This window comes from Inquilinus sp. KBS0705 (assembly GCA_005938025.2).
Classification (GTDB): domain Bacteria; phylum Bacteroidota; class Bacteroidia; order Sphingobacteriales; family Sphingobacteriaceae; genus Mucilaginibacter.
In genome coordinates, this window is sequence record VCCI02000001.1 from 1,762,370 (window position 1) to 1,777,831 (window position 15,462).

Here is a 15,462-nt window from a genome sequence, read left to right on the forward strand (position 1 = left end):
AAAAACTCTTAAATAACTTCCGTTAGGCTGTAATTCTGATTTTGCAGGTTACTCACAAAACCCATTTGTTTATCGCATAAATTTTACCGCAGTAGGCGGTAATTCCGGATAGTCTACTATAGTTTGAAGAAAGGTTCTAACCACATGTGGTGACTGGATATTGTATTTTGCAAATGAAGCATCCTGACCAACCTTAATGGTATAAGCGACATCCACACTGGCCAATATTTTAAACATATCTTCATCCGTTTTGTCGTCTCCCAGGCATAAAATAAAATCATATGATTGTTCCGATATCAGCTTAGTGACCGCACTACCCTTATCTATGCCATTAGGGCGAACTTCGATTACCTTATTCCCGGCTAAAACGTTCACCGGCAAGTTAGCAGTCGCGTTTAAAAGTCTATTAAAAAGCTCTTTTGCCATCAGACCCCCGTGTACTAACTCTGCGTTTCGATAGTGCCAGGCTAATGAAAATTCTTTTTCTTCAATAAATGACCTGACGCATTTGTCACTTTGCAATTCCATTAGCGGCCGGATCTTTGCCATCCAGTCTTCGTCAGCCCGGAAAGCTTCATTTTGCCATCCCCGGCCAATATTTTTTATTTTGGCACCATGTTCCGCAATAAGTCCGACCTCTAAATGCCCGAGCCATTTCTCCAGGCTCTCGCTATCTCTGCCGCTAATAATATAAATATGGTTTCTCTTATCAGCCGAAAGATCCTTGAGCGTTTGTAGTAATATTGGATCGGGAATTGCTTCGGACGGCTCTTTAGAAAAAGGGATCAACGTGCCGTCGTAATCTAATAATAAAAGTCGTCGGCTTGACCGTGCATAGGCGTCAAGCAATCCCACGCTTGAGAAATTGTCAAGAAACTTCGTTTCTAAACTTCCTTGTTGTTTGATGACCTCACCGAGCGTAGCAAAAAAATCATTGGCCCAGGCATTAATATTATATTTTTTAACAACTTTCTGCATAGCGGCCATTCGGTCCCGTTGTTCGGATTCGCTCATCTCTATTCCCGTTTTGATAGCATCTGCCATCTCTTTTGTATCATTCGGGTTGATGAGCAACGCATCTGTAAGTTCCCGGGCGGCACCTGCCATTTCACTCAGAATCAAAACACCCTTACCATCATTTTGGCTCGCCACGTATTCTTTTGCAACCAGGTTCATCCCATCGCGTAGCGGAGTGATCAGTGCCAGATCGCAAGCAGTATACAAACCGACAAGCTCCTCAAAAGGCAGATGATTATAATGGTAGCGTACAGGTAGCCACGATATATCGCCAAGGGAACCGTTCAGGTTACCAATATACTCGTCGATTATTCTTTTATTTTCACTGTATTTATCGATCTCATCACGCGATGGGATGACGACAAGGACGAACATGACCTTACCGATATACTCAGGATGCTGCGTTAGGAACCGGTGATAACCCTTAAGCCTGTTATGCAAACCCTTGGTATAGTCGAGCCGATCCACCGAGAAGATCATCTTTTGCGGCCCTTTTAAAGCTATATATTGCTGCCGTATCCTCGAAACTTCTTCGGACCCGGCCGCTTCGTGAAATTGGTCGAAATCAATACCGATCGGAAAGGCGTCTGCCTTGACCAGTCGTTCTTCAAACCTAAAGAATTGTCCGTCATGTTCTATTTTTAATACATTCGCTATGCAGGCCAGGAAATCTGCTGCATAGTCGATCGTATGGAACCCGATCAGGTCAGCCGCCGCCATTCCCTTTAATAACTGATGTTGCCAGGGTTTAGGCATAAGACGAAATAGCTCGTAAGACGGAAATGGAATATGTAAAAAGAAGCCGATTGAAATAGTCGGATGATATCTCCTCAACATTGCTGCGAGAGGAAGCAAATGATAGTCTTGGATCCAAACCATATCTCCGTTATTAACCTGTTGGCTTACGGCTTCCGCGAACAGTTCATTAACCCTAATATATGCATTATAATAATCGTCGTTATATTCTGCAAAGGAAGGAAAGTAGTGGAAAAGTGGCCAAATGAGCGAATTTGAAAAACCCTGGTAGTACCGCTGATATAATTCCTCCTCAATGAAAACCGGCAGATAAGTATAATCTCTTGTAGATTGAATAGCGCCTCGAGCGCGTTGCCAAATGTCATAATTGCAGTCCGGAAAGCCGGCCCAGATTTGTTCGCTGAAAGTATCTGGACTGCTTTTTTTTAGAAAAGCACTGATTGCAGAAACCAGTCCACCAGATGATTGTCGTAGTTGAATATCCTGCTCATTTTGTTCAATCGTTAAAGGTAGGCGATTAGAAATAATAAATAACTTTTTTTTCATTGTAGTCAAATAAATCACTTGCAAGACCGGCGTTTACATGCTATTCACCAGGGCACTGGAAGTTGAGTGTATTAATTAAGTTCGTCTATTACTTTTTGCAGTTGCATGAATTTAACACCTTACAACCGTTTTAAGTTGACAAGTCAATAAGGAAATCTTTAGTGTATGATTAAGTGCCAACCTTTATCGGCACATCGACGCTTCACATTTCAGCAAGCCTTTGACAAGTGTAACTCAAAGTCACAAACTGGGCCTATCAATACAACAGCGTTGTTTCGATAGAGTTTCATAAATATTCGGATGTGCCTGCAGCAGGGCAACCTTTCCTATCGATCACCTCAAAACTGCAAACCCAAAATTGGAACTAGGCTTTAAATGTAATTGTAAATGTTGTGCCTTCATTAATGCGGCTAACAACATCAATGTAGCCCCCCAGCGATGTTAAGTGGTTATGAACCAAATACAATCCAATTCCTTTGCTATCTTCATTTTCATGAAAGGTTTGATTAAATCCAAAAATTCGATCTTTGTTCTTTTCCATGTCAAATCCAAGCCCTTCATCTTTAAATATTAAGGTAACTATTCCATTTCCTTTTTTACTTTTTAATAATATCTGTGGATGGGTATTCGGTTTTGCGTATTTGATTGAATTAGAGACGAGATTAAGAAGTATGCTATCAAGGTATGATTTATTAAAGTTTATTACATCAATCTCGGAAAAATCAGAACTAATTACTGTTTTAGTATCAATTATTAACGATTTTAACGACTTAATTACGGTATTTAGCGATTCCGTAAAACTTTGTGTACCAACCTCTATGATTAGGCTCTTTTTTTGTATCAAGCTATCTACATAGTTGTTTATAGTATTGCGGAGACTACCTGTTGATTCCTCCAACATATCCAACAAATCCGCTATCTCCGTGTCTTCAATCTTTTTTTCTTTGATCAGGTGAAAAATAGAAAACACGTTATTTATTGGTGCTCTTAAATTATGGCTGGTAGCATAAGTTAATTGCTTAAGTTCATCATTCGCTTTGGTAAGATTAGAAATCAATATGTTCCTATCTTCTTCAAGCCGTTTTTTGTGTGTGATATTTTTGGCTAATCCGAAGACTAACTGCTGTTCTTCTATGCCGACCGATGTCCAGGAAAGCCATACGATTTCACCCGACTTAGTTATATACCTGTTTTCGAAATTTATCAGTGGAATTGATCTTTTAACAGTCTCTCTGCTTTCAATGGTATTATCCTTATCCTCGAAATAAACAAAATCATTTATTGGTTTTGATAGTAGCTCCTCGATAGTATAACCCAAAGTTTTTGACACAGCGGGATTGATCTTTTTAAAATAGCCATCGTACCCGGCAATACAAATCAAATCTGGAGATATTTGAACGAAAGGGTCGAAGTCAAATGTGCCATTTAAGAAAATAACAGCTATGTCTTTAGTAGTATCCATTCATTTGATATTTATATATATTGACGGCAATTGGGCTATTCGACTAGGTTTCTTAAATAAAATAACAAAAGTCTTCATTAAGTTCAAAGGGAAAAGGTATAAATATATTGTGCCTCTGGTCAGAGGATTTATACTCAGGTTCTTGCACGTTTCAGAAACACTAAGCTTAACTTTGCTGCAATGTATTGTAACAATCTACAAATCACATCGAAATATAGATTACCAAGGCAATCGTTTTTGGAAATTACCAAAAGGGAACATGTTTTTTGCTTATATTTAAACATCAACTGCCTTATGGTTGCTATCCTTTCCTAAAACAGCACAAAGAAAACCACATTAGCAATAGCTGAACTTTTAAATAACACAACTTTCAAAGGCGCAATGTCAAGACTAAGATACTGAGAAATAAAGTCTTCTTATGAAATTCTTAATACGGTCATGCTAAGGGGAAAAGTAGTTGTAAAGATATTTCAACTAGAAGATTAAATATTTTAATGAACTCAAATGTGGAATCATTGTGCGAGTCTATTTACCAAATTCATCATTTTTTTTATTTTTAAATTATCCAAAAATGTCAAAAATGATGTTAAGTGTTCGATTGTGGCCCCTAGCTTCTCCGCCAAAAAACAAATACATCCTGCAGCTTTTTTAGTGATTCTTTTCAATTCTTACAAATACACTATTTCTGACACCCAAACGCCCACCCGGGTTATTTTTTAGTTTGGGGGTGTTTTTAAGATTTATTAGCTGTAATACAGCATTTGATTAAAGTTCTAAAGCTTCCCTTTTACCTTTTCCTTTAAATGATCTGCCAGCCGGATGGTTAACGCTGTTAAGGTAAGTGTTGGATTTGGCGCAGCGGCAGTTGCGTAGCATGATGCACCTGCCATGTACAAATTCGCAATGCCATGCACTTTGCAGTTGGCGTCAACCACGCCTTTCTTGGGGTCCTCGGCCATGCGGGTTGTACCCATATGATGCCAGCCTCCCCCGGTGAACGATGGCCAGGTATTGTCGTTCTCATCCTGCAGGTAGTCCATCAGGCGCACCCTGCCGCCGCCGGTTATACCCAACTGCTCGCCAATTATTTTATAGATACCGCGCAGGCTGTGCTTTTCCAGTGGTGTAAATTCCCAATGCAGTGTCGCCCTTGGTACACCCAAGGCATCCTTTTCGGTGTCTAAGGTAACTCTGCTATTGGGATTTGGGGCCTGTTCAACACGGGTAAACAACTGGAAGGCTCGATGACCTTCTTTTTTCGCGCCCTCTTTCCCTATATCGTCTAATTTGACCATGTTTCTTTTTGTCGCCGCAGTATCCGCCGTCCATATATCGATAAAGGCGGGTTGCTTACGGGCGACCTCTAAAGGGATAAGGGAGGCGGTGCCGTTCAGTAGCTGATGCTTTCGCTGCATCTCTTCGCTAATGGCCAATTCAGCGCGTGCTTTGGTTATCTCCCACTCCCAGTGGTAAAGTTTTAGCACATCCGGTCTTGTCAGCCATAATTCTGCCGATTTTATCTCCAGATGCTCCATAAAATAACGGCCAACGTTGTCATTTTGGTTACCCAATCCTTTTGGTGCCTGTTTATTCGATGCCAGCAGCAAGCGCGCGTTTTGAATCGAACAACAGGCGACGATGAACTGTTTAGCTCTTACGGTATGCTGCTTGCCATCCAAATTTTTTACGGTAACCTCTTTTATGGCAGAGGCATTTTCGTTAGCTGTGATCTCGGTAACATTCGCGTAAGTATATAAATGAATGTTGGGTGCTTTTACAATTGTATCACGGTATTTGGTGCCAAAACGTGTTGGCGGACTAAACTGCCACATTTTGTTGAATACCGCATCACCATCAAAGGGCAGCGACTTTAGTTCGGGGTCTTTTTTTTGCCAATACTTTACATCGTATTCATACGGGCCAAGGTCGAGATTTTTGTGGGCTCGTGCATAATAAGGGTCAAGGTCTTCCCGGTTTAGAGGCCATCCGCTGTGTGGTACCCAATCACGTTCCTTGAAATCTATCGGGTCAAATGTGGAGCAAAAGCCCGACCAGTGACCGGTAGTACCACCAAAATAATGTAGTCTTGCCGACTCCAGCGGGTAATATTTTTGGCCGGTCGTTTTGCCTTTGTAAAGGTCCTGCATTTGCTTTTCATACTCGAATCCGCCACCTTCAAGCAATATTACTTTATAGGGCGTGTTCAGCCACTCCAGCGCCATACTTATGCCTGCCGCGCCTGAGCCAACTATACAAATATCGCCTTCAATAATACTGTTGTTATCTATTTTTCTCGCATCGATATGCATAATCGGTTATGATTTTATGATGGAATAAAGCGCGCATTGCCTTGCCTCGGTAATGGACATTACCCAGCCTTTAAGTACTATGGTTTTGCCTTGTCTAAAATCTGCCGTAACTTGTTTATCAAGCTTGGTTTGTATCGCTTCCTTTCCCAGCCCCTTGTGCTCACCTAACAGCAATTGCGTTAATATTTCCTTATTATCTTCACTTATATGATTTGCACGATAGGCTAACCCTGCTTCATTTATCGTTTTAACATCAACGATCTGTGAAAAAAGAAAAGGCTGCGCCACTGCCGTCTCCATAGACCCATTGCTACAGCCCTGCGCTAGTGGCAGGGTAAGTGCTGCAGCAGTAAAAGCGGACAGTTTTATAAATAACCTGCGTTCCATATGCTTCAGTTTTTAACCACTTCCAGCTTCATGCTATTCAGACCACGATCTTTGATTAACGCAGTGTAATTCGTTAATGTGAACCTTTTATTTACCAGTGCTTTAAACTCCGGCGATAACAGCATATTTAGTTCTGTTTCACGGTGTAGTGCAGTAAGTGGCTTACCTTCCCTGGTATTCATCATGCTGCTGTTCATATCAAACAGCGCATTCATTTCGGGCGTTTGCAGGCCAACATGTATCACCACAAGATTGGGCCTGTTTTGGATTAGATTATTGGTAACATATGCCAAAAACGCTTTCTTTTTACTAACAACAGGCTCGCCCCACATCTCTTTGTAGGTTTCGCCGAAGTAGACCGTTTCGCTTAATGTTGATATGCCTAATTTATATTTTCGAGCCAACTTTTCGGTAAGCGCACGCAAGGCGGGCGTTGACAAAGCTATACCCATGTGCGGGTCGATATAAGATATTCTAAGGCCCGAGGCCAGCGCGCGCTCGATCTGCGCCGATAGTTCTTTCTCCACTTCTGCTATCTTGTAACCGCTTTTGGAAAAAGCATCGGTACTTTGTGGAAAGTAACCCACCCGATCGACTAAGCTCGGCACTGTACCACTACCGCTTACAGGTCCCCAGCGATAATTTTTCCACTCGGATGTGAGTGTTAAATGAACGCCAATACTCACCTGCGGATTCTTTTTCAATATCTCTACTGCCTCCTGGTACCAAGGGCACGCAAACTGCACCGATGCAGAGAAAGGCATTTTGGTATCGGCCATTTTTTTCATTGCCATATTTACAGCGTGGTTCATGCCAATGTCATCTAAGCGCAGCATCAATTTAGGTAAAACCTGGGCAGGCATTTGCGCAGATGCGGTTTGTAAAATGGTAACGCTTAATAATAAACAGACGATATATTTTGTGTTTTTCATGTAGCTATAGGATTAGGGAATTACACTTTTAAAAAGGCTTTTTTGCGGTAAAGGAAATACAGGAGCATCCATTTAACCATAATATAGCAGATAGCCATGACTACGATATTATACGGATTGCCGACCAGTTCTCCAAGCCAACCAAAGAAGCCGTTGTTAGCATAATTCCAGTTTATAAATTTGCCGGATATGTAAATAAGGATTGAATTCATTCCAATCACCTTAAAAAAGAAAGCCCATCTTTTAAAGCCTAAAACATCAATTATGTAATAGAATAGTGCCAGCAGAAGTAAACTTAACCCACCTACCTGCATTACAAAAGAGCTTGTCCATAGGTTTTTATTGATAGGGAAGTCAAGGTTCCAAACCTGCGCTATCAACAGGAATACGGAACCTGCAATCGCTAAAATCAAAGCTTTACGACTTTTAGATTGTTGACCGGTCTTTAGGAGTGTACCTGCCAGTACACCGAGTAATCCGGTGCTGATAGCTGGAATGGTAGAGAATAAGCCTTCAGGGTCATGGATTTTCAGGTAAAGCTTACCGGGCAGGATAAGCCTATCCATATAGGAGGCGAAATTACCCGGCATGGTCAGATCGCCATGCGGAAAGCCTGGTGCTGATGTGAATTTTAGTAATAGCCAGTAACCGATGATAAAAATTGTAAACCATACTATCTGCCAATTGCGGCTGGCATACAGATAGATGATATTGGCAAACATGTACGCTATACCAATACGGCCCAATACAGAGGCAAAGCGTATCTCGTCAACCGTTTTCAATGATTTTAAACCGTTGTTTACCAATAATCCAAGCAATATCAAAATCACCGCACGTTTGATGATCCGTAACACCAGCTGCGGACGGCTTGCACCTTTCTCGCGTTCACGTCCGATTGAATATGGCGTTGCTACCCCGGCCAGGAATAGGAACAACGGAAATATCAGATCGTATAAATGAAAACCGTTCCAGTCCGGGTGAGTGAACTGGTTGGCAATACTGGCCAAGAACGGGGAACCGGTCGCCTTTGCTAGGGTGTGGAATATCTCTTCCCCACCCAGTATCCAAAACATATCAAATCCACGCAGCGCATCTAATGAATAAAGGCGCTCATAAGTGAATGGCGATGTGTTAACATCATCAGCTGTGCCGGCAATGCCCACGGCCTTTTTTGGATTCATGGTATTTTAGTAATGTTGGTATGAATACACCGGCATTGGAACTGGTGAATGGTTTATAATTTATAAGTTAAATATAGAAAACTTTTTAAAGAATTTAAAAAAGTATTTTCCTATTGCTTGGATGGTCGCGGTTTAAAACAAGTAGTGAAGCTAATACAGGCGTTATATATGACGAATAACTTATTTCTGCAACATTTCAATGGTGCTCGTGACCAGGTTAAAATGTCACAAGTTACAGTGGAATCTTAAAATAATTGCAACCTTTTTTATTTAATTTCCGTAAAGAGGAGTCAAATTGTTGACGTTTTAACAAAACGCCGGTGATGATATTGATACTAAATATAATATTAAGAATGAGAAGAAGTGAAATTGAAATGTTAGATTCAATAGAAAAATTAGAGCAGAATTTATATAACTGTTACCCGATTGATTGCTTTGGCGGCGATAACCGGCTTAAAATCATTATCATGATAGAAGTTATCAAAGACAATCGTTCAAAGGCCTGGATAAATTCAAAGTATTTAACCCCGGATGACTTATTAAAGTACAACCCCGACGACAATTTATGGCGGGCGGCAATGGATGCACGTGACTGGATGGACGGGAAAATCACCATTGAAGACCTGATTTTTGCGGAGCGACGGGTTTACGAGGGCAATCAGCTATACTATCTTAATTAAAGCACAACACTATTATCGTCAGTTTTAAGGCCTAAACCGTACTGCAATTTCAGCGGATAAGTACCCTGGCGGTTTGTGCACCCGTACTGTCAAAACGTGTTATTTTAAGGCCCTTAAACTGATTGACTTCTATACCATTCGATAAAAAATCCACCCGTCAATTTATCCATTTCAATTTAAAGTCGTCAATCGTCAGGTCTTCTACATACTGTGCCAGAAAGCCCGATATATAGCTATCAAAAAGCTGATGGTATTGCCCGGGGCACTGCGCAGGTCTGTATTACCCCCCGCTACATCATATCCGTTAACACCTCAATCAAATTAATTTCAAATAAATTTGCGCAACTCAAAAGTTGCACATATATTTGCAACCTCATGGTTGCGTATTAATGATTGACAAAATGAAACAAGATATATTCCAGGCCATAGCCGACCCGACACGTCGGGCTATTTTAACTTTACTGGCTATACAGGCATTAACGCCAAATGCGATGGCCGAGAAATTTGATATGACCCGACAGGCAGTATCAAAACATATTAAAGTATTACACGAATGCGATTTGATTAAGCCCGAGCAAAACGGTAGAGAAATACATTATCACTTTAACGCTAAAAAAATGCAGCAATTTGACCATTGGTTAGCCCAATTCAGACAAAACTGGGAAACTCAATTTAACCAGCTTGACCAACTATTAACAACGATTAAGGAAGAAACCACTAAGTGGCATTGATACCAATAAATTAACTAACCATCAATAACAATGAACAACGATTTACTATTTGATTTTAACGTTGATAAAGCAGCGAAGACCGTATATATAACCAAGGAATTTAACGCCGGGCAGGCTTTAGTATGGGATGCCTTTACCAAAGCCGAACTACTGGACCAATGGGGGGCACCTGCACCTATGCGCGCCAAAACCAGGTATATGAATTTTGAAGTTGGCGGGCGACGGTTTTACGCTATGATAAGCCCGGACGGGGTGGCACGTTGGTCGGTGCAGGAATTTACCTCGATTACCCCTAAAACCAATTTTAAGATGTATAACGCGTTTGCGGATGAAAACGAAAACCGTGAAATGCCGGGTTCTGAATGGGATTACAATTTTAGCGAGCAAAATGGCATAACCAAAGTAGACATTGTCGTTTATAATGAATCGTTCGAGCGATTGGAAAAATTATTAGAAGGCTTCAAAATCGGCTTCACCATGACCTTGAAAAACCTGGAAGGACTGTTGGCCACCCTATCGTAAAATAAATAAACAAAGAAAATTTACAATCACATTTAAAATAAAAATTATGAGAACAATTAACCCATGGATCAACTTTAACGGAAATGCCGAAGAAGCGTTCACTTTCTACAAATCAGTTTTTGGCGGAGAATTCACCAAGATCGTTCGCTTTAGCGACTTGGCAAGCGATGAATTTAAGGTACCGGAAAACGAAGCGAACAAGATAATGACCATTGCCTTGCCGCTTGGTAAACACAATGTATTACTTGCCAATGATGTACCCGAATTTATGGGCCCGGTGAATGAAACCGAAAACCGGTCTAAAATAGTGGTTAGTGCAGAAAGCCGTGAAGAAGCAGACCATATATTCAACGGATTATCTGCAGGTGGCCAAGTTGAAGGACCGATTGGCGACAGTCCATGGGGTACTTACGCCGGAATGTTTAGAGATAAATATGGCATTGAATGGATAGTGGAATTTGATCCTACATTATAATGTCGTTAAAGTATTAACAATACTTTTGTGAATATTCATAATTGGGCTCTACAAAGAGCCCAATTATTTTACTCTTTTATAATCAAGTCTTTTTTTGTTACACCACTATGTGATTACCAGATCCTTATTCTTTCGTTTTGTGCCTTGTAGTTTTTTTCGCCTGGCTTTAAGTTAAAAGCCCGGTAAAAAGGTTCAAAATTCATTAAAGGGCCGTTTACCCGCCATGTAGCCGGCGAATGCGGATTGGTGTTTACATAGGTGCGAAGAAAAGCATCTCTTGTTTTCACCCTCCATATCCTGGCTATCGACAAAAAGAAACGCTGGTCGGGTGTAAATCCATCTATCTTATCGTCACTCTTCCCCTGTTCGGTCATTTTAAATGCATCAAAGGCAATAGCAACACCACCATTATCGGCGGTATTTTCTCCTAATGTAAGGGGGCCTTTAACATGCACAGTATCTAAAACAGTAAATGAACTATACAAATTAGCCAGTTGAGCGGTCTTTTCTTTAAATTTCTTATAATCCTCTTTGGTCCACCAGTTTTTTACGTTGCCGTCTTTGTCAAACTGGGCGCCCTGGTCATCAAAGGCATGTGTCATTTCGTGCCCTATCACCATGCCGATACCGCCATAGTTAATGGCATCATCTGCCGTAAAATCAAAGTAAGGATATTGTAATATACCGGCAGGGAAAACTATCTCGTTTGCCGATGGGTTGTAGTATGCCGTAACCGTAGATGGTGTGGTTCCCCATTCTGTTTTGTCAACCGGCTTATTCAGTTTTGCCAAATCGGTTTGATAGTCGTTCTTATTCAGCGACAACAGGTTTTCAAAAAATTCATTCCTGTTTATCTGCACCTTGTCGTAGTTTCTCCATTTGTCCGGATAGCCTATTTTCTTTGTTATTGTATATAACTTCTCTTTTGCCTTTTGTTTGGTGCTATCGCTCATCCAGTCTAAATGGTTAATGCGGTTCTCGAATGACTTTTGCAGGTTGTTAACCAGCGTTAGCACCCGGTTTTTTGCATCCTCGTTAAAATACCGTTTTACGTATAGTTGCCCTAAAGCCATCCCTAAGTTGTTATCAACATTCGCGGTCATTATCTGTCTGCGGGACTTCTGTGTATCTTCTCCCGATAACACTTTGTTAAACGCAAACGAAGCATCTACAAAAGGCTGACTAAGCCTATCGGCGTAGTTTTGAAGCGTTGCCGCTTTTAAATAAAGCTTCCAGTTGGCTATGCTAACGGACTTTAACATTGTGTTCAGCTTTTCGTAATAACCGGGCTGGGCCACATCTATCGAATCGGTATGGGCACCTATATGGGTAAGCAGGGTAGCCCAGACTATGTTAGCTTGTGCTTTGCCGATAGCAGCAACTGCCATTTTATTGAAATTTGCATTAACATCTCTCAGCTCTATGTTAGATTTACTTGCTGCTGCCAGTTGCTTTTCGATACTGTAAACGATAGCTGCATTCTTCATTGCAGTGGCACGGCTGCTACCGGTTAGCTGAAACAGATTGCGCAGGTAGGCTTTGTAAGCTTGCTGAACATGAAGCGTAGCGGAATCTGTTTTGAAATAATAATTTTTTTCGGGTAAGCCGGTGCCGCCCTGGTACACATGGGCTATATTGATACCGCTGTTTTTATTGTCAGGAGAAATACCAAAGCTGATTATAGAGCGGTTCCCAGATGTCATCTCGTTGGCTATAAATTTAAGCAACCCGGCAACATTGCTGATGGCATCAATGCGTACCAGTATAGGCTTCACCGGCCCAAATCCGCGGCGGTTGATAGTCGCCATGTCCATGCCCGACGCATAAAAGTCCCCAACCTTTTGCTCAATACTCCCATTCGTATTCTTTGCCTTTGAAACGCTATCCAATATATTTTGCAGCAAGCGTTTTTGCGGAATATTAAGGAACGAATATGAGCCAACACCAGCCTGGTCGTTATCAATCTTAACCGTATCGTACCAGCGCCCGTTAACATATCTAAAAAAGTTATCGCCCGGTTTAATGGCGGGGTCTAATCCGGGTACATCAACAAAAACTCTCTTTTGGGCATTGGCATTAGCCCAAACGCTAAAAAGCACTACGGTTAAAAACAGGTAAAATATTTTTTTCATAAACTAAAGAATTGCTTAAAGATAATAAATCTTTACTGCCACCCAACCGGATTTAAAAAGCATTAACCAGCAGATACAGTGAGCCAATCATCCGCTATTTTTTCCACCCCGGTACTCTGACGCTAATTTGTATATTTGGTTGCGTAGCCACCCTCGAAAGTAGTTGTTAAAAGTAAAAAGTAGTTTAAAATGTCTAAAACCTGCAAAGTTCATCTGTTCACGCTTGCCTTTTCCCTATGTTGCTTTTATGGGTATGCGCAAAAAAACGCTCCGGCACCTGTAGGGCCTATCCCCTCACAAAACCAGCTAAGGTGGCAGCAAATGGAGTATTATGCATTTGTGCATTTTTCGTTAAATACCTATACCGACCAATCATGGGGGTATGGTAATGAAGATGTTAAGCTTTTTAACCCCACTAAGTTAGATTGCCGCCAATGGGCCCGCATTTGCAAACAGGCGGGCATGAAAGGCATTATCATTACCGCCAAGCACCATTGCGGTTTTTGCTTGTGGCCTTCAAAATACACCGAATACTCGGTAAAGAATGCCCCATGGAAAGATGGCAATGGCGACGTGATACGCGAAATGGCTGATGCCTGTAAGGAATATGGTTTAAAACTTGGCATTTACCTATCGCCATGGGACAGGAACCGGGCCGATTACGGTAAGCCTGAATACATACAGTATTTTAGAAATCAGCTAAGAGAATTGCTTACCAACTATGGCCCCATCTTCGAGATATGGTTTGATGGTGCAAATGGTGGCTCGGGATACTATGGTGGGGCTAATGAAACCCGCACTATCGACCGTAAAACTTATTACGATTGGGAAAATACTTATAAGCTTGTACGTAAACTGCAACCCAATATTGTTATATGGAACGATGGCGGAAACCGGGCCGACCTACGCTGGGTAGGTACAGAAGGCGGAGCCGTTGGCGCAACTAATTGGAGCCTGCTAAATGCCATCGGTGATGTACCTTATGATATGTTGCACTATGGGGTTGAAAATGGTGATGCCTGGGTACCTGCGGAAGTAAATACATCTATACGGCCCGAATGGTTTTATCACCCCAGCGAAGATACTAAAGTAAAATCTGTACCTGATCTGATGGAGATATTTTACAACTCCATAGGGCATAACGGTAGCCTGCTGCTTAATTTCCCTATAATGCCTAACGGGCTGATAAACCACACTGATGAAAAAAATGTATTGGAATTTGCTAAAGCAGTTAAAATTGCATTTGCGGTAAATCTGGCAAAAAACAAACCTGCTAAAGCTTCTAACGTACGCTCAGGCGATAAAAGCTTTATTGCCGCCAACGCTATTGACGACAATAAAGACACCTATTGGGCCACAGACGATGGCATAAAAGCCGCATCGCTTACAATTGATTTAGGCCGATCTACTAAATTTAACCGCTTTTTGGTGCAAGAGTATATCCCCTTAGGACAAAGGGTAAAATCGTTCGCCATACAGGCACTTGTTAATGGCCGCTGGCAGGAATTGGCAAAAGGCACAACCATTGGTTACAAGCGCATACTAAGCTTCCCTACAGTAAAAGCCACTAAGGTACGCCTGCAAATAACCGATGCTAAAGCCTCGTTGGTTATTGCTAATGCAGGGGTATATTTTGCACCACAAATACTTACCGCCCCTACCATTATCAGGAACCAGGCAGGTGACATAACAATAACACCGGCAGATAATGAATCGGTGATCTATTATACGACAGACGGAACCTCTCCCACCCCTAAAAATAAAAAATATACTAAGCCTTTTCCCGCTGTTGGCAAACCTGAGATCAGGGCCATTGTTTATGATCCAAATACACATAAAAGCAGCACTGAAACACATGAAAGGTTTGATATTGTTAGAAAAGATTGGAAAGTAATTGGCAGTGACGATGAAAAATCAAGTGCTATTTTAGATGGTAACCCGGCTACAGCCTGGCATCAAAGCAAAGACAAAAAACTACCGCAAGACCTGGTGCTGGATTTAGGTAAAGATGAACATCTTGCTGGTTTTAGGTATTTACCTGATCAAAGCACATGGAGCCCTGGCATTATCTCGGGTTACGAATTATATATCTCAGAAAACAATAGCGACTGGAGACTGGTTAGCCAGGGCGAATTCCCTAACATTAAGAACAACCCTTTGTGGCAAACGATAAAATTTACGCCGCAAATGGCAAGGTATATTAAATTCAGGGCGCTGAAAAACACAGAAAACACCAATGAGACCGGCTATGCTGAAATAGATATCATTACCCGGTAACACTTAAACGTATAAGTAGTTAACAAGAAGCCTTTTCAAATATGAAAAGGCTTCT

Annotated in this window: 12 protein-coding genes; 5 read left to right on the forward strand and 7 right to left on the reverse strand. The window is 41.4% G+C overall.

Annotation, left to right across the window (positions count from 1 at the left end):
• Positions 1 to 69 precede the first annotated feature (69 nt).
• From FFF34_007760 to FFF34_007785, 6 genes are all read right to left on the reverse strand, one after another.
• Positions 70 to 2,319 carry a bifunctional alpha,alpha-trehalose-phosphate synthase (UDP-forming)/trehalose-phosphatase gene (locus FFF34_007760; protein ID TSD67281.1) on the reverse strand — a complete coding sequence of 750 codons (2,250 nt, stop codon included), beginning with the start codon at positions 2,317 to 2,319 and terminating at the stop codon, positions 70 to 72.
• A 364-nt stretch (positions 2,320 to 2,683) separates the two neighbouring features.
• Entirely contained in the window at positions 2,684 to 3,781 is a 1,098-nt protein-coding gene (locus FFF34_007765; GenBank protein ID TSD67282.1) for a PAS domain S-box protein, read from the reverse strand.
• Between the two features lie 773 nt (positions 3,782 to 4,554).
• Complete coding sequence (locus FFF34_007770; GenBank protein TSD67283.1) at positions 4,555 to 6,090, reverse strand: GMC family oxidoreductase; 1,536 nt, start codon at positions 6,088 to 6,090, stop codon at positions 4,555 to 4,557.
• A gap of 6 nt (positions 6,091 to 6,096) precedes the next feature.
• On the reverse strand, positions 6,097 to 6,477 hold the full coding sequence (locus FFF34_007775) for a hypothetical protein (GenBank protein ID TSD67284.1): 381 nt from the start codon (positions 6,475 to 6,477) through the stop codon (positions 6,097 to 6,099).
• Between the two features lie 5 nt (positions 6,478 to 6,482).
• A complete protein-coding gene (locus FFF34_007780; protein ID TSD67285.1) occupies positions 6,483 to 7,409 on the reverse strand; it encodes a ChbG/HpnK family deacetylase in 927 nt (308 codons plus the stop codon).
• A 20-nt stretch (positions 7,410 to 7,429) separates the two neighbouring features.
• Entirely contained in the window at positions 7,430 to 8,590 is a 1,161-nt protein-coding gene (locus FFF34_007785) for a DUF5009 domain-containing protein (GenBank protein ID TSD67286.1), read from the reverse strand.
• Positions 8,591 to 8,943: 353 nt separating this feature from the next.
• On the opposite strand from FFF34_007785, the gene FFF34_007790 reads away from it, so the two are divergent.
• The 4 genes from FFF34_007790 to FFF34_007805 all read left to right on the forward strand — a co-directional run bounded on the left by FFF34_007790 (position 8,944) and on the right by FFF34_007805 (position 10,998).
• On the forward strand, positions 8,944 to 9,270 hold the full coding sequence (locus FFF34_007790) for a hypothetical protein (protein ID TSD67287.1): 327 nt from the start codon (positions 8,944 to 8,946) through the stop codon (positions 9,268 to 9,270).
• A 401-nt stretch (positions 9,271 to 9,671) separates the two neighbouring features.
• Positions 9,672 to 10,001, forward strand: a complete 330-nt coding sequence (locus tag FFF34_007795; protein ID TSD67288.1) for a winged helix-turn-helix transcriptional regulator — start codon at positions 9,672 to 9,674, stop codon at positions 9,999 to 10,001.
• A 30-nt stretch (positions 10,002 to 10,031) separates the two neighbouring features.
• A complete protein-coding gene (locus tag FFF34_007800) occupies positions 10,032 to 10,523 on the forward strand; it encodes an SRPBCC domain-containing protein (protein TSD67289.1) in 492 nt (163 codons plus the stop codon).
• 46 nt (positions 10,524 to 10,569) lie between these two features.
• Positions 10,570 to 10,998 (forward strand): VOC family protein, encoded by a 429-nt coding sequence (locus tag FFF34_007805; protein TSD67290.1) that lies wholly within the window; start codon positions 10,570 to 10,572, stop codon positions 10,996 to 10,998.
• Positions 10,999 to 11,111: 113 nt separating this feature from the next.
• Here the strand turns inward: FFF34_007805 and FFF34_007810 are convergent, their stop codons facing one another.
• Entirely contained in the window at positions 11,112 to 13,130 is a 2,019-nt protein-coding gene (locus tag FFF34_007810) for a M13 family metallopeptidase (GenBank protein TSD67291.1), read from the reverse strand.
• Between the two features lie 321 nt (positions 13,131 to 13,451).
• On the opposite strand from FFF34_007810, the gene FFF34_007815 reads away from it, so the two are divergent.
• Entirely contained in the window at positions 13,452 to 15,407 is a 1,956-nt protein-coding gene (locus FFF34_007815; protein ID TSD67988.1) for an alpha-L-fucosidase, read from the forward strand.
• The last annotated feature ends 55 nt before the right edge of the window (positions 15,408 to 15,462 follow it).